The organism is Marinobacterium sp. MBR-109 (assembly GCF_040547565.1).
In the GTDB taxonomy this organism is placed as follows: Bacteria; Pseudomonadota; Gammaproteobacteria; order Pseudomonadales; family Balneatricaceae; genus Marinobacterium.
Genome location: NZ_JBEPPZ010000011.1, coordinates 1 through 16033, shown reverse-complemented (window position 1 = coordinate 16033; position 16033 = coordinate 1). Strand labels below are relative to the sequence as shown.

Sequence of the window (16033 nt, the reverse complement as noted above, 5' to 3'; positions counted from 1 at the left end):
TTTACTCCACGGCCTTTCGATTCGATATATGGTCCGGCAGGGCGGCGGTGTGGCTCAGAGTCAGGTCGATCAAGTCAAGCAGTACCTCGCCGCTTTCGGCCAGAATCGCTTCTGACTCGGGATTGATCGGGCGGCCCTGTTCATCCTTGGGCAGCGTGTCATCTACCTCGGCAAGTGTCTTCACCGGCGGCAGACCAAGGCTTGCTCGGCGCTCGTTCTCGACGCTGAGCAACCAGTTTTCATTGCTCTCGCGCTCCTGCTGCAACTTGTCCTTGTTGAGTGAGATGTGCGTGACTTTCTTCTGTTTCTCCAGGTGCTCTACCTGCTTGCGCATGAAGATGAAGTCCGGGTCAGTTTCGGTGCGAGCCTGATGTCTTTCAAGCAGCTGCTGCATGAAGGGCGTCAGGCTGGGGAAGCGGCCATGTCGGACCGGGCGTACCTGATCCCAGGGCAGAGCCTTGTCCAGTGCGCTTTCACCAATATCTTCAACCGTATACAGGGAAGGCAGGCGAATATCCGGCTCTACACCTCGGTGCTGAGTACTGTCGCCGGAGATGCGGTAAAACTTGGCATGGGTCAACTTGACTTGACCGTGTTCGATCGGCTGCAGGGTCTGGACGGTACCCTTGCCAAAGGTGCGATTTCCGATAAGAATGCCGCGATTGTAATCCTGTATGGCACCGGCAAAGATTTCGGAGGCTGAAGCGCTCAGGCGGTTGACGATAACCGCCATGGGGCCGTCCCAGGCTACCTTCGGGTCGAAGTCGCCAAGGATATCAACGCGGCCGGAGGCATCTCGGATTTGCACGGTGGGGCCGCGCTGGATGAAAAGGCCTACCAGCTCGTTGGCTTCACGCAGCGAGCCACCGCCGTTGTTGCGAAGATCGACAATCAGCCCGTCGACCTTTTCTTCACGCAACTCCTTGATCAGTTTCTCCACGTCGCGGGTAGTACTTTTATAGTCGGGGTCGCCGCTCTGAAGGGCTTCAAAGTCGATGTAGAAGGTCGGAATTTCGATGACGCCCAGTTTGAACTCTCTGCCGTCACGGTTCAGCTCCAGAACTCGTTTGCGGGCGGCCTGTTCTTCAAGTTTCACCTTGTTGCGCTCGATCTTGACGATCTTGCGTGCCTGACGGTCGACTGCATCGGCGGGGATTACCTCCAGCCGCACCAGGGTACCCTTGGGGCCGCGAATCTTGCTGACGACATCATCCAGACGCATACCCACCACATCTTCAATGGCACCGTCTTCACCCTGTCCGACCCCTACGATGACATCAGCGGGCTTCAGCTGACCGGTCTTGTCAGCGGGGCCGGCAGGCACCAGCCGGACAACCTTGGTCTGGTCATTTTCCGACTGCAGCACCGCTCCGATGCCCTCCAGTGACAGGCTCATGTTGATCTGGAAATTCTCGGACCCCTGTGGTGAAAAATACTGGGTATGGGGGTCGAACTCATGCGTCAGGGCATTGACGAAGCTTTCAAAAACATCATCACTTTTGGCCTGATCGGTGCGCTGTTTCTGGTTCTGGTAACGTCGTAGCAGAACATCCTGTGCCTCTTCGGTGGTCTTGTCGGCCAGTTTCAGGCTCAGCAGTGAGCTTTTCAGCTGCTTGCGCCAGAGCTGCTGCAGTTCTGCTTCGGTTTTGATCCATTCTGCTTTTGAGCGATCACCTTCCAGCACGTCGTCCCGGTTGAAATCCCAGCTGTTACTCTTGTTCTCAAGGGTGGTGATGATGTAGTCCAGCCGCTGCAGGCGCCGTTCTTGATAAAGATTGAATATCTCGAATGCGGCTTGAGTTTCACCCTGCAGAATCTGGTCGTCGAGCTGATGGCGCCATTGCTCAAACTGTTGAATGTCACTGGCCAGGAAGTGGCTGCGCTCAGGGTCAAGAGTTGCCAAGTACTGTTCCAGTACGGCCTCAGACAGCTGGTTGTCGATCTCGACCCGGTTGTAATGCCCCTGCTGCAGCGATGTCACGACATCCAGCATCGTCTGGGTATGGATCGGCTCGGGAGCAAGGTTGGCCTGCGCAGGGGCGATGCCCAGCGAGAGTGTCAGTGCCGTGACGAGTGTCAGAGAATGAAGCTTGAGCATGAGGGGCGGATCTCCGGATCATGTGGCTGGAGCTGAACTCCACCGCTGGAAAACATCCTGGATCAGGCGGTGGCTCCTTCTGTGACAGGCACTCTGGGCTCCGAGTTCCGTCAGCTACAGCTTTGTGAGTGTAGTCATGGTGCTGGGTAATGTAAAATCATTGCTTTACACCTGTATGTACGGAGAGTGTGAGGATGCAGATCTGGAAATCTCTGGTCGTGACGTTGGCGTTTGCCGGCCTGCTGGCCGGGTGCGGTGAAGACCCGGAAAAGGAACGCTTTCGTCAGGAGCTGATCGACAAGGCGCTGAACGATGAAACGCGCAAGGCCGGAACCGAGTTTCTGGCCAGCAATCGTGAACGTGAAGCGGTCGAGGTGACCGAGTCGGGGCTGCAGATCGAACATCTGCGCAAGGGGGACGGGGCCAGACCAGCCGGGCGCGATACGGTGGTTGTTCACTATGAGGGTACGCGGGTGGACGGAGGCGTGTTCGACAGCTCATACGCGCGAGAAAAGCCGGCTACCTTTCCACTGAGCCGAGTGATCAGTGGCTGGCGTGAGGGGCTGATGCTGATGCAGGAAGGCGGTGAAGCGATGCTCTATCTGCCCCCAGAGCTGGCATACGGTGCCACCAGCCCGTCACCGGATATTCCGGCCAATTCCACGCTGATTTTTCGGGTGGAGCTGATAGAGGTGATCAAGGGTGAGGACACACAATGAAACAGCAGGCTGAATTCAATCAGGATCTGATCCGGTTTCTGGATCAGGCGACCACGCCGTTTCATGCCGTGGAGCAGATGGTGCAACGCTTGCTCCAGGCCGGTTTTCGCGAGTTGAGCGAGGCCGAGCGCTGGCAACCGGAATCGGGAGAAGGCTACTTCATCCGCCGCAACGGGTCTTCGATCATTGCCTGGCGTCAGCCTGAGCAGGAGGCTGCCGTTACCCAGGGCTGGCGCCTTGTCGGAGCGCATACCGACTCTCCCTGCCTGAAGGTCAAGCCCAACCCTGAGCTGCACCGCAAGGGCTACTTCCAACTCGGTGTCGAGGTGTATGGCGGGGTGTTGCTCAATCCCTGGTTTGACCGGGATCTTTCGCTGGCCGGGCGTGTGACCTATCGCAGTGTTGATGGTGATGTGTGCAGCGCGCTTCTGGATCTGCGTCGGCCGGTTGCGGTGGTGCCGAGTCTTGCTATTCACCTTGATCGAGAAGCCAACTCCAGCCGCACCATCAATGCACAGACTTTTTTGCCGGTACTGCTGGGGCAGTCAGATGACAAACCGGATTTCCGCCAGCTGCTGGCCGATTGGCTCATGGCTGAAGGGGCGGATAACCTGGCTCAGGTGCTGGACTATGAGCTCTGCTTTTATGATACCCAGGGAGCTGAGCTGATAGGGCTTGAGCAGGAGTTCATTGCCTCTGCGCGGCTGGATAACCTGCTCAGTTGCTATACCGGCCTGCAGGCGTTGATCGATGCCCCGGCTTCAGGTGTCGGGCAGGTGCTGGTCTGTAATGACCATGAAGAAGTGGGTAGCCTCAGTGCCTGTGGGGCGCAGGGGCCGATGCTGGGGCAGTGGCTGGAGCGCCTTATGCCGGATGTGGATAACCGCAATCGGGCACTGGCCCGGTCCATGCTGATATCCGCCGATAATGCCCATGGCGTGCATCCCAACTTTGCGGACAGACACGATGATAACCACGGCCCGCTGCTCAATCGCGGTCCGGTTATCAAGATCAATGCCAACCAGCGCTACGCGACCAACAGCGAAACCAGCTCAATCTTCCGCCACCTGGCGGCTCAGGCAGGGGTGCCGGTGCAGAGTTTTGTGGTGCGCTCCGATATGGCCTGCGGCAGTACCATAGGGCCGATCACAGCCGGAGAACTGGGCGTGCGCACGCTGGATGTCGGCGTGCCCCAGTTTGCCATGCACTCGATCCGTGAACTGGCGGGCAGTGCCGATGCACACGGGCTTTACCGTGTGCTGCAGCGCTTCATGGCAGAGCCTGGGCTGTAATCATGGTCAAAGCCGGGTGTTGGCCTCGCTGAAGCTGTTCAATTGTGCCAGCAGGGCAGGGAGCTGTTGCATGATATCGGCCTGGGCCTCGCTGGCACTGGGCTTGTCCTCGCTGCGACAGGCGGATTCGACCTGTTGCAGTTGCGCGGCCAGTTGATCACAGCCGATGGTGCGGGCGCTGCCCTTGACGCGGTGTGAGGCTGAGCGTGCTGCCTCCAGGTCGTCTGCGTCCAATGCCTGCTGCAGAATCTGCAACTCGGCGCGCAGCGTGTTTGCAAATTCGCGTACCAGCAAGGCGGCTGACTCGGCATCACCGACCTGCTCAATCAGGTTGTCACTGTCGAACCATTCGGGCACGCTGGGCTTGAGTTCATCAGCAGGCGGGGCTGCATGTGCCGCCAGGGTGCGTGCAATCACCTTTTGCAGATCCGCGAGTCGCACCGGCTTTGCCAAATAGTCATTCATGCCGGCGGCCAGGCATTTTTCACGATCACCGGCCAGTGCGTCGGCGGTGACGGCGATAATCGGAATATCCCTTTGGGGGCCGGGCAGATCACGGATGCTGCGGGTAGCTTCATAGCCATCCATGTTGGGCATGTGCAAGTCCATCAAAATCAGGTCGAAATGTGCACCTGACTGCATTGCCTGAATGACCTCAAGTCCATCACTGCACAGGTGCCAGGTCGCACCGGCACGCTGCATCAGAATCTCCATCATCTTTTGGTTGATCGGATGGTCTTCCGCGATCAGGATCGACAGCCCGTCTGTTATTGGCTCTGCAGTGTGCTCCGGTTCCGCGGGGGTGGTATCGGCTGTGGCTGTCGCTGTTTCCGGCTGAACAATTCGACTCAGAGTATCCACCAGTTGCAGGGGGGACAGCGGTGGCTGCAGCTGAGCGGTGACGGGGATAAAGGCCTGAGCCAGGTCGCGCTTTGACAGGCCGATCAATTCACCGTTCCCACCCCGCTGTTGGATCCAGCTGCGCAGGCTCTCGGGGGCCAGTTTGAAGCGGCGATCATCGGCGAGCAGCATGGAGTACCGGCCTGTATCGGGTTCTTCTTCCAGTGGTCGGAAATGACAGTCTATCAGGTCGAAATGTGGGCTGAGCAGGTTGTACAGATATTCAAACAGCTGGTGTGAATTGGTGACGCAGAGCAGTTGCTGCTCAGACAGCGCATCGAGCTGCGCCAGTCGGCTGTTCAGCGTGACGGGGTTGGCAGGCTGCAGCGGCAGCTCGACAATGAAGCGCGAGCCGGTGCCGGGAGAGCTTTTGACATCGATGCGACCCTGCATCGCAGTGACGAGATTGCGGGTGATGGCAAGCCCCAGCCCGGTACCCTGGTAGTGGCGGGTGATGGAGTGGTCAACCTGACGGAAGGCCTCAAAGATGATCGGAAGATCACGGCTGTCTATGCCGATGCCTGTATCCTCGACGCTGATCAGCAGGTGGGTGCCGTTTACAGCCCCGGCAGTGCGCTGGCTGACATTGAGTACGACATGACCCGTTTCGGTAAATTTGATCGCGTTGCTGACCAGGTTATTGAGAATCTGGTGCAGGCGTACCGGGTCGCCGATGATGTTCAGGGGAACATCGGGGCCATAGTTCAGATACAGGTCGAGGCCTTTTGCAGCCGCATTGACGGACGCGGCGGTCAGTACCGAGTGGATCGATTCGCACAGGTTGAGCGGCTCCTGCACCAGTGTCAGCATGCCCGCCTCGATTTTGGAGAAGTCGAGTACATCGTTGATCAGCCGTAGCAGGGTATCGGCGGCAAGGGACGCTGACTGTACGTAACCGGTCTGATGGTTATCCAGCTCCGTTGCTTCCAGCGAGTCCAGCATGCCGACGACCGCATTGAGCGGGGTGCGGATTTCATGACTCATGGTGGCCAGAAAATCGCTCTTGAGGCGGTTGGCATGTTCCGCCTCATCCCGGGCCAGCAGCATGCGCCGTTCCGACTCTCGCTGTGCCCGCTCAATGCGGAAGGCGTACATGATGGCGGTAATGGCATCCGTTAGCGGGCTGAGCCACTCCACCAGATCCTGGTCGTAGGCGTCTGCCCGGTTTGCCAAGCCGTACATGCCCAGTACTTCGCCGCGGAACTTGAGCGGAATGCCCAGAAAGGAGTCGAGATCCGGGTGTCCGGCCGGGCAGGAGCCTGCGCGATGGGTCGGATCGTGGTGGTTGGAAATGACCACTTCGCCGGTCAGCAGGGTATGCCCGAACAGGTTGTCGAGGCTGTGGAAGTCGATGCCCTGCTCGATGTTATCCACATACAGGTTATGGGAGGACTGATCCCAGGCCAGATTGGTGATGGCATAACAGCGCATGAACGGTTTGCCATCCTGCTCCATGCGTTCGCTGATAAAGCCCATGGGAGAGCTGGTCAGCTCCTTGAGTGTTTCCAGCAGCTCGCCGAAACGTCGCTTCGGGTCCTTGTACAGCAGAAAATTGTTGTTCACCCGCGATACCGCTGCCAGAACCAGATGGTTGCGCGCTTCCCGTGCCTGTTGTTTCAGGCGGTCAGAGACATCACGAAACATGAGCACACCGGTCGGCGAGTGTCGCTTGTGGCGGCGTTCGGTTTGAATGGGGGACAGGGTGCCTTCAAGCAGGACCTGGCGGCCATCACTATGGCGGCACTTGAGTTCGCTGAAGTGATGGCTGTCATTGCCTTGCAGGGCCTTGATGGATGCCGGGTCGGCTGTCTCAAACAGGTCAGCCAGTGAAGTGCCGGCGAGCACTGCACTGTCCTGACCCAGCAATCTGGCCCCGCTTTGGTTGATGCGCAGTATTTGGCCCTGACGCAACAGCATGATGCCTTCTGCCGTGTTGTCGAATACCAGCTCCATGTGCTCGCCGTGGATGTCACGCTCGCGCCGCAAACTGCGATAAAGTCGAAGCAGCAGGGCCGAGGTCAGCATGAACAGCAGAGTTGTCAGGCTGGTGATCAGCAGCATCAACTGCCAGTCTTGGCCTTGGTCTGTCATCCGTGTCTCCCTTGTGTTGTCAGATAGCGTGCGTACTGCTGGTCCTTGCCTGCAACATGACGGTACCAGGCCTGCAGCAGTTGCTGATGTGCCATCAATGCCTTGGATTTCTTTTTCTGTCTAATCTTGTTGGCCAGCATCTGTGTGCGCTGAAGAATCATGCCATGCTCTGCCTGATGTGCGGAGAGGTGGTCAAAGTGATGCTCACGCTGATGCTGGTATTCCTGACCGAACATTTCGGCACTGACCTGCTCAAGATCGTTGGTCATCTGTGCAGCTGTGTCTTCGCTGCCAAAGCTGATTTCACGGCGTATGGCGTCCAGTTGGTGCAGAATTTCGGTTAGCTGTTGCTGTTTCTGCTGCAGAAAGGGGTCATTGCTGTTGCTCGGTACCAGTTCGGAAAGCGCCTGCCTGAGCCTGTCGGTATCGTTTTGCTCAGGTGGTATCTGTGTGTCCGGGGCATTTGTTTCAGGGCTGGCCGGTATTGTTGGCTCGGGCGTCGGTTGAATCCGGGTTGCAGGTTCCGCGGCTGGCTGTTCATGGGCCGGCGTGCGGGAGGTGGAAGGTGTGCCGGTCTGAGCAGTGGGCTGCCTGGGGTGCAAACGGCCATTGGCGGGCTTGTTGACGCCTACAGCCGTATTGACGCCCGTGGGAATGGAGCGGTAAACATTGGTATCCGCCAGGGTGATTTTTCGGCGCCGGGCTGCATCAATCTTGTCACTGAGTAATGCCACGCTGAGCGGTTTGCTGACGAAGCCGTTACAGTCCAGTCCCACCGCATTCATCACATTGTTGCGATAGTTGTAATCGGTGAACATCAATACACAGAGGTCGCGTGGCACCTCGGCAATATCGCCGCAACGGATCGCCTGCAGCAGCTCCAGGCCGTTGCCGGGCTGCATGTCGATATCGGTGAGGATCAAGTCGATGGCGGGCTCTCGGGTCAGGATCTCGATCGCCTCGCGACCACTCAGCGCCGAGAACACCTGTTCACAGCCCAGATGCTCAAGCACCTTGCGGCAGAACTCATCGATGATGGGCTGGTCGTCAACGACCAGCACCTTGAGCGCTGAGAGAGCCTTCATGTCTGTCTCTTGGGAAGATTGCCTTCAGAGTCAGAGCATTGCACAGATCTCCCGGGTTGTATATCACAGCAGCGCCAGACTCATCTGGTGGTACAGAGGGATACCGATAATCACGTTGAACGGGAAGGTGAAGCCCAGCGATGCCAGCATGGCCAGGCCGATATTGGCGTCTGGAATGGCGGCTCGAATGGCTGCCGGCGCGGCGATGTAGGATGCACTGGCGGTCAGGCTGGCCAGGATCAGCGCGCTGCCGGCCGGCAGTTCAAGCGCTACGGCTGCGCCAAGACCAAACAGTGACAGCAGCAGCGGTGCGCAGCAGGCAAAGGCAAGCAGGCGCCAGTGCTTAAGCGGAATCGGGCGCAGGGTTTCGGCTGCCGTAAGACCCATTTCCAGCAGGAACAGCGCCAGCACTGCCTTGAAGGCATTGGTGAACAGGTCCGTCACCGAGGCACCTTCCATCGGGCCATAGAGGTAACCGATGATCACGCCACCGGCCAGCAGGATGACACCTCGGTTGGTCAGAGTCTCATGCAGCAGGCTGATGCGTGAGCCGGTGTTGCTGTCGGCGGCAAACTTGCGATACAGCGCCAGGCCCACCATGATCGCGGGCAGCTCAAGCAGTACCAGGTAGAGTGTAACCTCCGGGCCGATCAGGAGCTGATGGGTTTCGGCAAAGGCCAGCGCGACGGCAAAGGTACCGGCACTTACCGAGCCGTAATGTGCGCTGATGCTGGCACTGTCGGCCAGCGACAGACCGATCAGCCTGCGAAGCAGCGGAAATAGCAGCAGCGGGATGAGGGCGCCGATGATCATAATCAACAGCATCTCCGGTACCAGCTGCCAGCTGAGATTGCCGTGCAGACCCATGCCGCCCTTGAGGCCGATGGTCAGCATCAGCAGCAGGCTGAGGGTGTCGTAGGCGGCCTTGGGAATGGTCAGGTCGGATTTGACCAGCCCGGCGACGACGCCGAGCAGAAAAAACATCACAACAATATCAGGCATGATTGGCTCCGTATCTGAATCTGGCGCGAATTGTGCCGTTGAAAGAGTATTGAATCTAATTAATTCTTGGTGAACTATGTATAGATAATTATCTATACATAGGTGTATTCGTGCGGCTCAGGCATTTGACGTTTCGACTGCTGGAAGTATACGTGGCTGTTGTGCGCACCGGCTCGGTGACGGCGGCAGCTCAGCAGCTTCACCTTAGTCAGCCGACGGTGTCCCAGCAACTTAAAAGGCTGACTGAAACGGTGGGTGAGCCCTTGTTGAGGGCGGGTAACAAGGGGTTGGAGCTGACCGATGTGGGGCGTGAATTATACCGATCAGCTCAGGATGTCACCGGTCGATTTGAGGATTTTGCCGATTACCTGGCAGAGCTTAGAGGTGGGTATCGCGGGCGTTTCAGTATTGCACTGGTGAACACGGCACAGTATGTGCTGCCGCGTTTGCTTGGCCCTTACAGTCAGGCGTTTCCAGAGGTCGAATTGACACTTGAGATCGGTAACCGTCAGCAATTGCTGCAGCGTTTTGAGCAACAGCTGGATGATGTCTATGTGTTCAGTCATCCGCCAGCACTGGAGCAGGCTGTTGCTGCACGGTTTCTGCGCAATCCACTGGTCATGATTGCCCCGCAACAGCATCCGCTGGCGCAAAAGGAACGGTTGTCCATTCATGATCTCAAGCATGAGCGGTTCCTGTTGCGTGAACCCGGCTCGGCCACTCGTATGCTGTTTGAGAGCTGGCTGCATGCGCAGGGCGTGCAGTTATCCGATACGCTGCAGATGGCCAGTAATGAAGCGATTCGCGTGGGTGTCGCCTCAGGCATGGGGCTCGCGGTGGTGTCACGTCATGTGCTGCCGCTTCAGCACCCGGGCATTGAGGTGTTGCCGTTGCAGCAGTTTCCGCTCGACAGTCACTGGCATTTCATTATTCGACGTGATCGACGCGTGCCCCACGCTGCGCGGGGGTTTCTCGATTATGCTGCCGGCTCACTGGAGCAGTGGTTGCCGGCAGAGTACGTCTGCAACGAGATCGAGCGGCTGTTCAGTCAAACTCGGGAAGAGTGGGCGTAACAACGGGTTTGTCAGCGGCCTGCCAGGCCTCAATGCCACCGGTGATGGAGGTAACGTGCAGGTATCCCATCTCGGCCAGACTTTTGGCGCTGAGGGCAGCGCGACCGCTGTTCTTGCAATAGATGACGATATTGAGATCGCGAGCGTTGAGCGACTCGTCGTTGCTGAACTTGAATTCCAGCAAACCGCGCGGAATGTTGACGGCACCTGAAAGGTGGCCGCTCTGGTATTCATCCGGCTCGCGCACATCAACCAGAAGATCGGCGGCTCTAATGGTTTCGTCAGCATGTTCGACGCTGACTTCGGTGATACTTTCCTTGGCGGCCATTACCAAATCATGGGCAGTTTTCATGCAGGGCTCCTGAGTCGGGTTTCGCAATGAGATACTATTTATATTAGATTTAAATAATACATGTTGCGATCAACAATGCCAAAGCCGGTACCAGCCATTTTGTTCGCTGATTTCCAGTGGCGTTTGGTACAGCACTGACAGATTGGCGCCAGTCAGTACCTCCTCCTTGGGGCCGTCCGCAACCACGGCGCCTTGTGACAGTAATACCACACGCTCAATTTCAGGAATAATCTCGTCCACATGGTGGGTTGCGATCAGCATGGAGTCATTTTGCTGGCAAAATTGCCGCATCTGCCTCAGCATCAGTGCTGCAGCGCCCATGTCGAGGCCGTTCGCGGGCTCGTCCAGAATCAGGGCTTCGGGCTGATGAATCAGTGCCCGGGCCAGCAGCAGCCGACGTTTCTGGCCGGTGGAGAGGCGCTGAAACATCTGCTGCTCCTGGTCAATCAGTCCGATCTGCTGTAACAGGTCGATGGCTCTCTGACGCTGTTCTGCAGTAGCCTGCAGATGATCATGCTGCCCGATCGCGCCGAACAACCCGGACAGGATGACATCCAGTGCACGGGTATAGGGCGTGTAATCTTCCTGCAATTCATGCGAGACGAAACCGATACGGCTGCGCAGCTCCCACAGGTTGACGCTTTCGCTGCCATAGAGCCGCACATGGCTGCCGTCGCGCACCACGGGGTACAGTTCACGGCTGATCAGTTTCAGCAGCGTGCTCTTGCCGGCTCCGTTCGGGCCGAGAATGGCAACGCGCTCGCCGCGCCCCACCTGCAGGGAAAAGTGCTGCAGTACAGGTGTCTGTTGCTGGTAAACGGTTACATCCTGAATATCAATCATGCGGGCTCACTTGCGCTGCTTGGCTTCGATCCACTGTGCCATATATTGCGTGCTTTTCAGAGTGTGGTGACGCAGCATGGCACCGGTAAAGTTGTCCAGTCGGTGTTGTTCAAGGTCGGCTCTGAGTAGGTGAAGGCGTGATATCAGCGCATCGGCGTGGCGCTGGAACTGAAAATGGCGGTCGTGTAGCTCAAAGCCCTGCTGCTGGCACTCCCTCCATTGTATGGCGTTCTGATGTAGTGCAACGGCGGCTGTCGAAAAAGCTTCGGCATCATCTGCAACGGGGGCTGGCCAGGTGTCGGTATCAGCCATTCCTTCGGCACCCACGGAGGTGGTCACGGAAGGTGTGCCGCAGGCCAGTGCGTCTACCAGCTTGCCTTTCAGGCCGGCGCCAAAGCGCAGCGGTGCCAGGTTGATTCGCGCCTTGCGCATCACTTCGTGGGCGTCTTCTGCCCAGCCCTTTACCAGAAAGCCCTGTGTCGGGTTGTGCAGTGCCGTTGCCTTGGGGGGAGGGTAGGCGCCGTATATATGCAGTTCTGCCTGCGGTAACTGTTGTCTAACAAGTGGCCAGATGGATTGTTTCAGCCACAGGACGGCATCCCAATTAGGGGCGTGACGGAAGTTGCCGATGGCCAGGAAGTGTTCGCGCTGCTCGAATGTCGGCAGCTGTTCTGTCGTCTGTCTGTTCAGTGGTGGCAGCATGAAAGGGCTGTAGTGCAGCAAAGCAGGGTCGACCTTGAACGCTGAGGTCAGCAGGTCGATTTCGGCCCGGGAAATCATAAGGGTCAGATCGCTGCGCAAAATGGCGGCGACCTCGCGTTTGGCATGATCCGAGAACAGCAGGGCAGGGCCGACCGTCAGGCTGACTTCGCCGCTGTGTTTGCAGGCCTGATGACGCGCATGACGCAGGCAGGAAAGGTCTTCGGTATCCAGCAGGCGAATGGCCTCGGGGCAATGTTTTTCCACCCGCCAGCCGAACTGCTCCTCCATCATGAAGCGATCAAACATAACCAGGTCGGGCTGCAGTGCACGGATGAAATCATCAAAGCTGGAGCAGTTCAGCGCGATATTGACTTCGTTGATACCGCGAGCGGGCAAGTTTGCGCGGTGGATGCTTTTTTCGGCAGGGCTGGCAAAGGTCACTGTCCAGCCCTGACCCCGGAAGGCATCAAGCAGGGCCAGCATGCGGTAGCCTGCGGCACTGGAAGCGGGCTCAGGCCAGACATAGCCGATTACAAGAACATTCATGGGCAATCAAACACCTGTGCAACGATCGAACTGGATGTGAGTGCCCATATTACCACTGGATGAAGCCGCTACCCCATCAGCGCCAGAATGAGTGTCAGGGTAATAAAGGAAAATGCGGTGGTGACCAGCAACATACCGGCACACTGGCGACCATACCCGTAGTTGCCGCCTATGATCGGGAATACACTCAGCATCGGCATGGCTGCGGCGAGTATGACGGCCTTTTCAAGCTGCGGGTCAAAGTCGCTCCACAGCATAACCAGCAACAGCATCAGCAACGGGTGCAGTAACAGTTTGCCTGCAGCGACCAGGCTGATGCTGCCAAGGCTGTCATTGACGCGCGTACCGACCAGAGAGCCGCCGATTACAAACAGCGCCGTGCCTACTGAAGCCATGGCGAGCATCTCCAGGCTGCGGTCCAGTGCTGACGGTACCGGCAGCTGCAGGCTGGCACAGATCAAGCCGGCCAGAATGGCAATGATCAGGGGGCTGCGCAGAATGCGCATGAAGATGCGGCGCCAAACCTGCAGCAAGGGCTCGCCAGTACCGGCGTCACGCTTGCCGTACTCGATCAGAATAAGGGCCAGCGGCAAAATCAGGATGTTTTCGACCAGCAGTGCCATGGTGAAGGGCTGGGTGGGGGCTGAACCGAATACTTGCAGCAACACGGGGTAGCCAATAAAGGCGCTGTTGGATGCTGACATCCCCATGCCGCGAACACTGGCCTCGGCCAGGTCGACCCTGAAAAAAAGCCGGTTGAGGGCGATACCGCCCAGCAATGCACCAAGGGAGCCAAGGGCATAAATGGTCAGGAAGTCGAACTGGATGACTTCGCTTACCTGCATCTGTGACAGGGTACCGAAAATCAGGGCGGGCAACGTAAAGTAGAGTACGAATCGCCCCAGCAAGGGCATTGCTTCCTGAGGCATCAGGCCGGATTTGACCGCCAGATAGCCGAAGCCAATGATGATGAAAATCGGTGCGGTAATGGATAAAACGTCCGTCATGGTATCGGCTCCTCCATAAGAGGCGGCCAGTATACAGATTTATCGTGACGGTGATATGTGGGGAAAACGGGATAAATGAAGGATGGTCGGAGTGGAGGGATTCGAACCCCCGACCCTCTGGTCCCAAACCAGATGCGCTACCAAACTGCGCTACACTCCGACTTCGGTGGCTCCTCGAGCTGGACTCGAACCAGCGACCAATAGATTAACAGTCTACTGCTCTACCAACTGAGCTATCGAGGAAAACCGATTTACAGATCAGGAGGTTGGCTCCTCGAGCTGGACTCGAACCAGCGACCAATAGATTAACAGTCTACTGCTCTACCAACTGAGCTATCGAGGAACACCTGAACTGTGGGGGCGTATATTAGTGATGAGGTCCTGTAGCGTCAAGCTTTGGTGTTAATTATTTTCCTGTTGTATCAATACCCTAATGTCAGAAGGGGATTTGGCTGATCTGAAACAAGAGTTTCAAGCAGACTGTACTCCAGTACAGTTGCCCATTGTGCGTAATAGGTCTTTATTTGTAGGCAATCAAAACAAAAGACAGGGTTGCGGTCATGAGTACATCAATTGGTTCAGTATCATTCATTCAGGGTCAGGTCGTTGCCGTTGCAGCAGATGGCACCGAACGTGTGTTGGCCTTGGGTGATCAGGTCATGTCGGATGAGGTCGTACGGACTTCGCCGGATGCACGTATCGAAATTTCAATGGACGGTGGCGAGCTGGTCAGCATTGGCAACGGTGACAGTTGGGTGGCCGATGCGGCTTCACTTCCCGCTGCTGAAGGCGCAGTGGGTACTGTTTCGATGGTATCAGGCCAGGTGGTGGCCATGGCCGCTGATGGTACCGAGCGAGTACTGATGGCGGGTGACGTGATTCTGGCCGATGAAGTAATTCGCACAGGCCCGGACGCACGCGTCGAAATTGCCATGCAAACCGGCGAGCCGGTAACCCTTCAGGGCGGACAAAGCTGGTTGGTCAGCCTTGATACCTATACCCCGGTTGACCAGTTCGATGTCGATTCAGCTACTGCAGATGTAACTGCCCTGCAGCAGGCGATTCTGGCCGGTCAGGACCCTACCGAGATTCTTGAGCCTACTGCTGCCGGTGCCCCCGCTGCCGGAGCACCTGGTGCCGGTAATGAAGGCGCCGACTTTGTAACGCTGCAGCGTACCGGTGCTGAAACAACTCCCGAGGCAGGATATGACACGATTGGGCTGTCTTCGACCGTGTTGACCCCGGAAGGGGAAGAGCCGGTGTTACTGGCGGACGAGCCGGAAGTTCCTCCTGTAGTAACGGTTGAGGTGGAAGTTGAAGTCGAAACGCCCACAAATCCTGATGACCCCAATGTGCCAGAAGTGCCCAATGAGGCGTATCCGATTCTTGTCAGTGGCAACAGCGTCAGTATTCTGGAAGGCTCCGACGTTGAAAACCTCAAACAGGTCACATTCAATCTGGTGCTGGATAAGGTGTACGATCAGGACGTAACCATCACCTACCAGTTGAATGGTGGTACTGCTGTTCACGGCGAGGACTGGCTTGATGGGCCAAGTCCGGATCACACGTATACAGTTACTATTCCGGCCGGCGAGACTAGCTTTCCCGTTACTGTTTACATTGTGCAGGACAAGCTTGACGAGGCCGATACCGAGAACCTTGGTATTCAGTTGTTGAGTGCTGAAAACGCTACCATTAATCCTGATGCCAGCAGCGGCACTATCACCATTTTTGATGACGATACGACGCCGGTGGCACGAGATGATGTTAACTCGGTAACCGAAGATGATTTTTCTGGTCAGCAGGAGCTGGTTTCTGTTTCCGGCAACGTTATTGGTGGGGCTGGTGCTTCGGCTGGTGACGTTGCTGATACTGATGAAGATGGCGATACGCCTGTAGTAACCGTTTTCAGCAATGGTACCGATACGGTTGCAGCGGGTGCCGTTTTGGTTGGCTCTTATGGCACTTTGACTATTGCTGCAGATGGCAGTTACACGTACGAACTGACCGATAACTCCAGCGATGCCGTTCAAGGGCTGGATGAGGGTGAAACTTTGAGCGATCAGTTCACGTATACAATTACTGATGGCTACAACGAACCACAAACAGCAACACTGTCTATTACGATCAAGGGCGAGGCTGATGGTCCTCAAGTCGATGTGGTGGCAGCCAACAGCTTCACCGAAGGCGAAGCCGCCGTGGGTGATGTTGCCTTCACCTATACCGGCAGCGATCCGGATACGGCCTTTGCTGACCTTGAGTTCACCCTGACCAACAACCCGTATCTGCAGATCGGCACTCCGGCAACAGAAAGCGATGCCGG

The 16033-nt window shown here is 57.1% G+C and carries 12 protein-coding genes and 3 tRNA genes; 4 read left to right on the top strand and 11 right to left on the bottom strand.

Annotated features, from left to right (window positions below):
• Position 1: 1 nt before the first annotated feature.
• Positions 2-2098 carry a carboxy terminal-processing peptidase gene (locus ABIE60_RS13430; RefSeq protein WP_354470034.1) on the bottom strand — a complete coding sequence of 699 codons (2097 nt, stop codon included), beginning with the start codon at positions 2096-2098 and terminating at the stop codon, positions 2-4.
• A gap of 194 nt (positions 2099-2292) precedes the next feature.
• Between ABIE60_RS13430 and ABIE60_RS13425 the strand changes: the two genes are divergently transcribed.
• Entirely contained in the window at positions 2293-2817 is a 525-nt protein-coding gene (locus tag ABIE60_RS13425) for an FKBP-type peptidyl-prolyl cis-trans isomerase (protein ID WP_354470033.1), read from the top strand.
• Positions 2814-4109, top strand: a complete 1296-nt coding sequence (locus tag ABIE60_RS13420) for a M18 family aminopeptidase (RefSeq protein ID WP_354470032.1) — start codon at positions 2814-2816, stop codon at positions 4107-4109. Before ABIE60_RS13425 ends, ABIE60_RS13420 begins: the two co-directional genes overlap by 4 nt.
• 6 nt (positions 4110-4115) lie before the next feature.
• Here ABIE60_RS13420 and ABIE60_RS13415 read toward each other — a convergent pair whose 3' ends face one another.
• The 3 genes from ABIE60_RS13415 to ABIE60_RS13405 form a co-directional block, all read right to left on the bottom strand.
• On the bottom strand, positions 4116-7100 hold the full coding sequence (locus tag ABIE60_RS13415; RefSeq protein WP_354470031.1) for an ATP-binding protein: 2985 nt from the start codon (positions 7098-7100) through the stop codon (positions 4116-4118).
• Positions 7097-8185, bottom strand: coding sequence for a response regulator (locus ABIE60_RS13410; RefSeq protein WP_354470030.1), 1089 nt, complete (start codon positions 8183-8185; stop codon positions 7097-7099). The genes ABIE60_RS13415 and ABIE60_RS13410 overlap by 4 nt, the downstream gene beginning before the upstream one ends.
• A 63-nt stretch (positions 8186-8248) precedes the next feature.
• Positions 8249-9187 (bottom strand): sodium-dependent bicarbonate transport family permease, encoded by a 939-nt coding sequence (locus ABIE60_RS13405; RefSeq protein WP_354470029.1) that lies wholly within the window; start codon positions 9185-9187, stop codon positions 8249-8251.
• A gap of 125 nt (positions 9188-9312) precedes the next feature.
• Between ABIE60_RS13405 and ABIE60_RS13400 the strand changes: the two genes are divergently transcribed.
• The gene (locus ABIE60_RS13400; protein ID WP_354470028.1) at positions 9313-10260 is read left to right on the top strand and encodes a LysR family transcriptional regulator; all 948 of its coding nucleotides are present in this window, start codon (positions 9313-9315) and stop codon (positions 10258-10260) included.
• On the opposite strand, the gene ABIE60_RS13395 is transcribed toward ABIE60_RS13400, so the two are convergent.
• The 7 genes from ABIE60_RS13395 to ABIE60_RS13365 form a co-directional block, all read right to left on the bottom strand.
• Positions 10232-10612, bottom strand: a complete 381-nt coding sequence (locus ABIE60_RS13395; protein ID WP_354470027.1) for a rhodanese-like domain-containing protein — start codon at positions 10610-10612, stop codon at positions 10232-10234. The two genes, ABIE60_RS13400 and ABIE60_RS13395, sit on opposite strands and share 29 nt — an antisense overlap.
• Positions 10613-10681: 69 nt before the next feature.
• Positions 10682-11455 (bottom strand): ABC transporter ATP-binding protein, encoded by a 774-nt coding sequence (locus tag ABIE60_RS13390; RefSeq protein WP_354470026.1) that lies wholly within the window; start codon positions 11453-11455, stop codon positions 10682-10684.
• Positions 11456-11461: 6 nt separating this feature from the next.
• On the bottom strand, positions 11462-12703 hold the full coding sequence (locus tag ABIE60_RS13385; RefSeq protein WP_354470025.1) for a glycosyltransferase: 1242 nt from the start codon (positions 12701-12703) through the stop codon (positions 11462-11464).
• A gap of 68 nt (positions 12704-12771) precedes the next feature.
• Positions 12772-13710, bottom strand: a complete 939-nt coding sequence (locus ABIE60_RS13380; protein ID WP_354470024.1) for an AEC family transporter — start codon at positions 13708-13710, stop codon at positions 12772-12774.
• A gap of 83 nt (positions 13711-13793) precedes the next feature.
• A tRNA-Pro gene (locus ABIE60_RS13375) sits at positions 13794-13870 on the bottom strand.
• A 7-nt stretch (positions 13871-13877) separates the two neighbouring features.
• Positions 13878-13953, bottom strand: a tRNA-Asn gene (locus ABIE60_RS13370).
• A 24-nt stretch (positions 13954-13977) separates the two neighbouring features.
• Positions 13978-14053 (bottom strand) — tRNA-Asn (locus ABIE60_RS13365).
• Positions 14054-14270: 217 nt separating this feature from the next.
• Here ABIE60_RS13365 and ABIE60_RS13360 point away from each other — a divergent pair.
• A partial coding sequence (locus ABIE60_RS13360; RefSeq protein WP_354470023.1) for a retention module-containing protein occupies positions 14271-16033 on the top strand: 1763 nt, incomplete at its 3' end.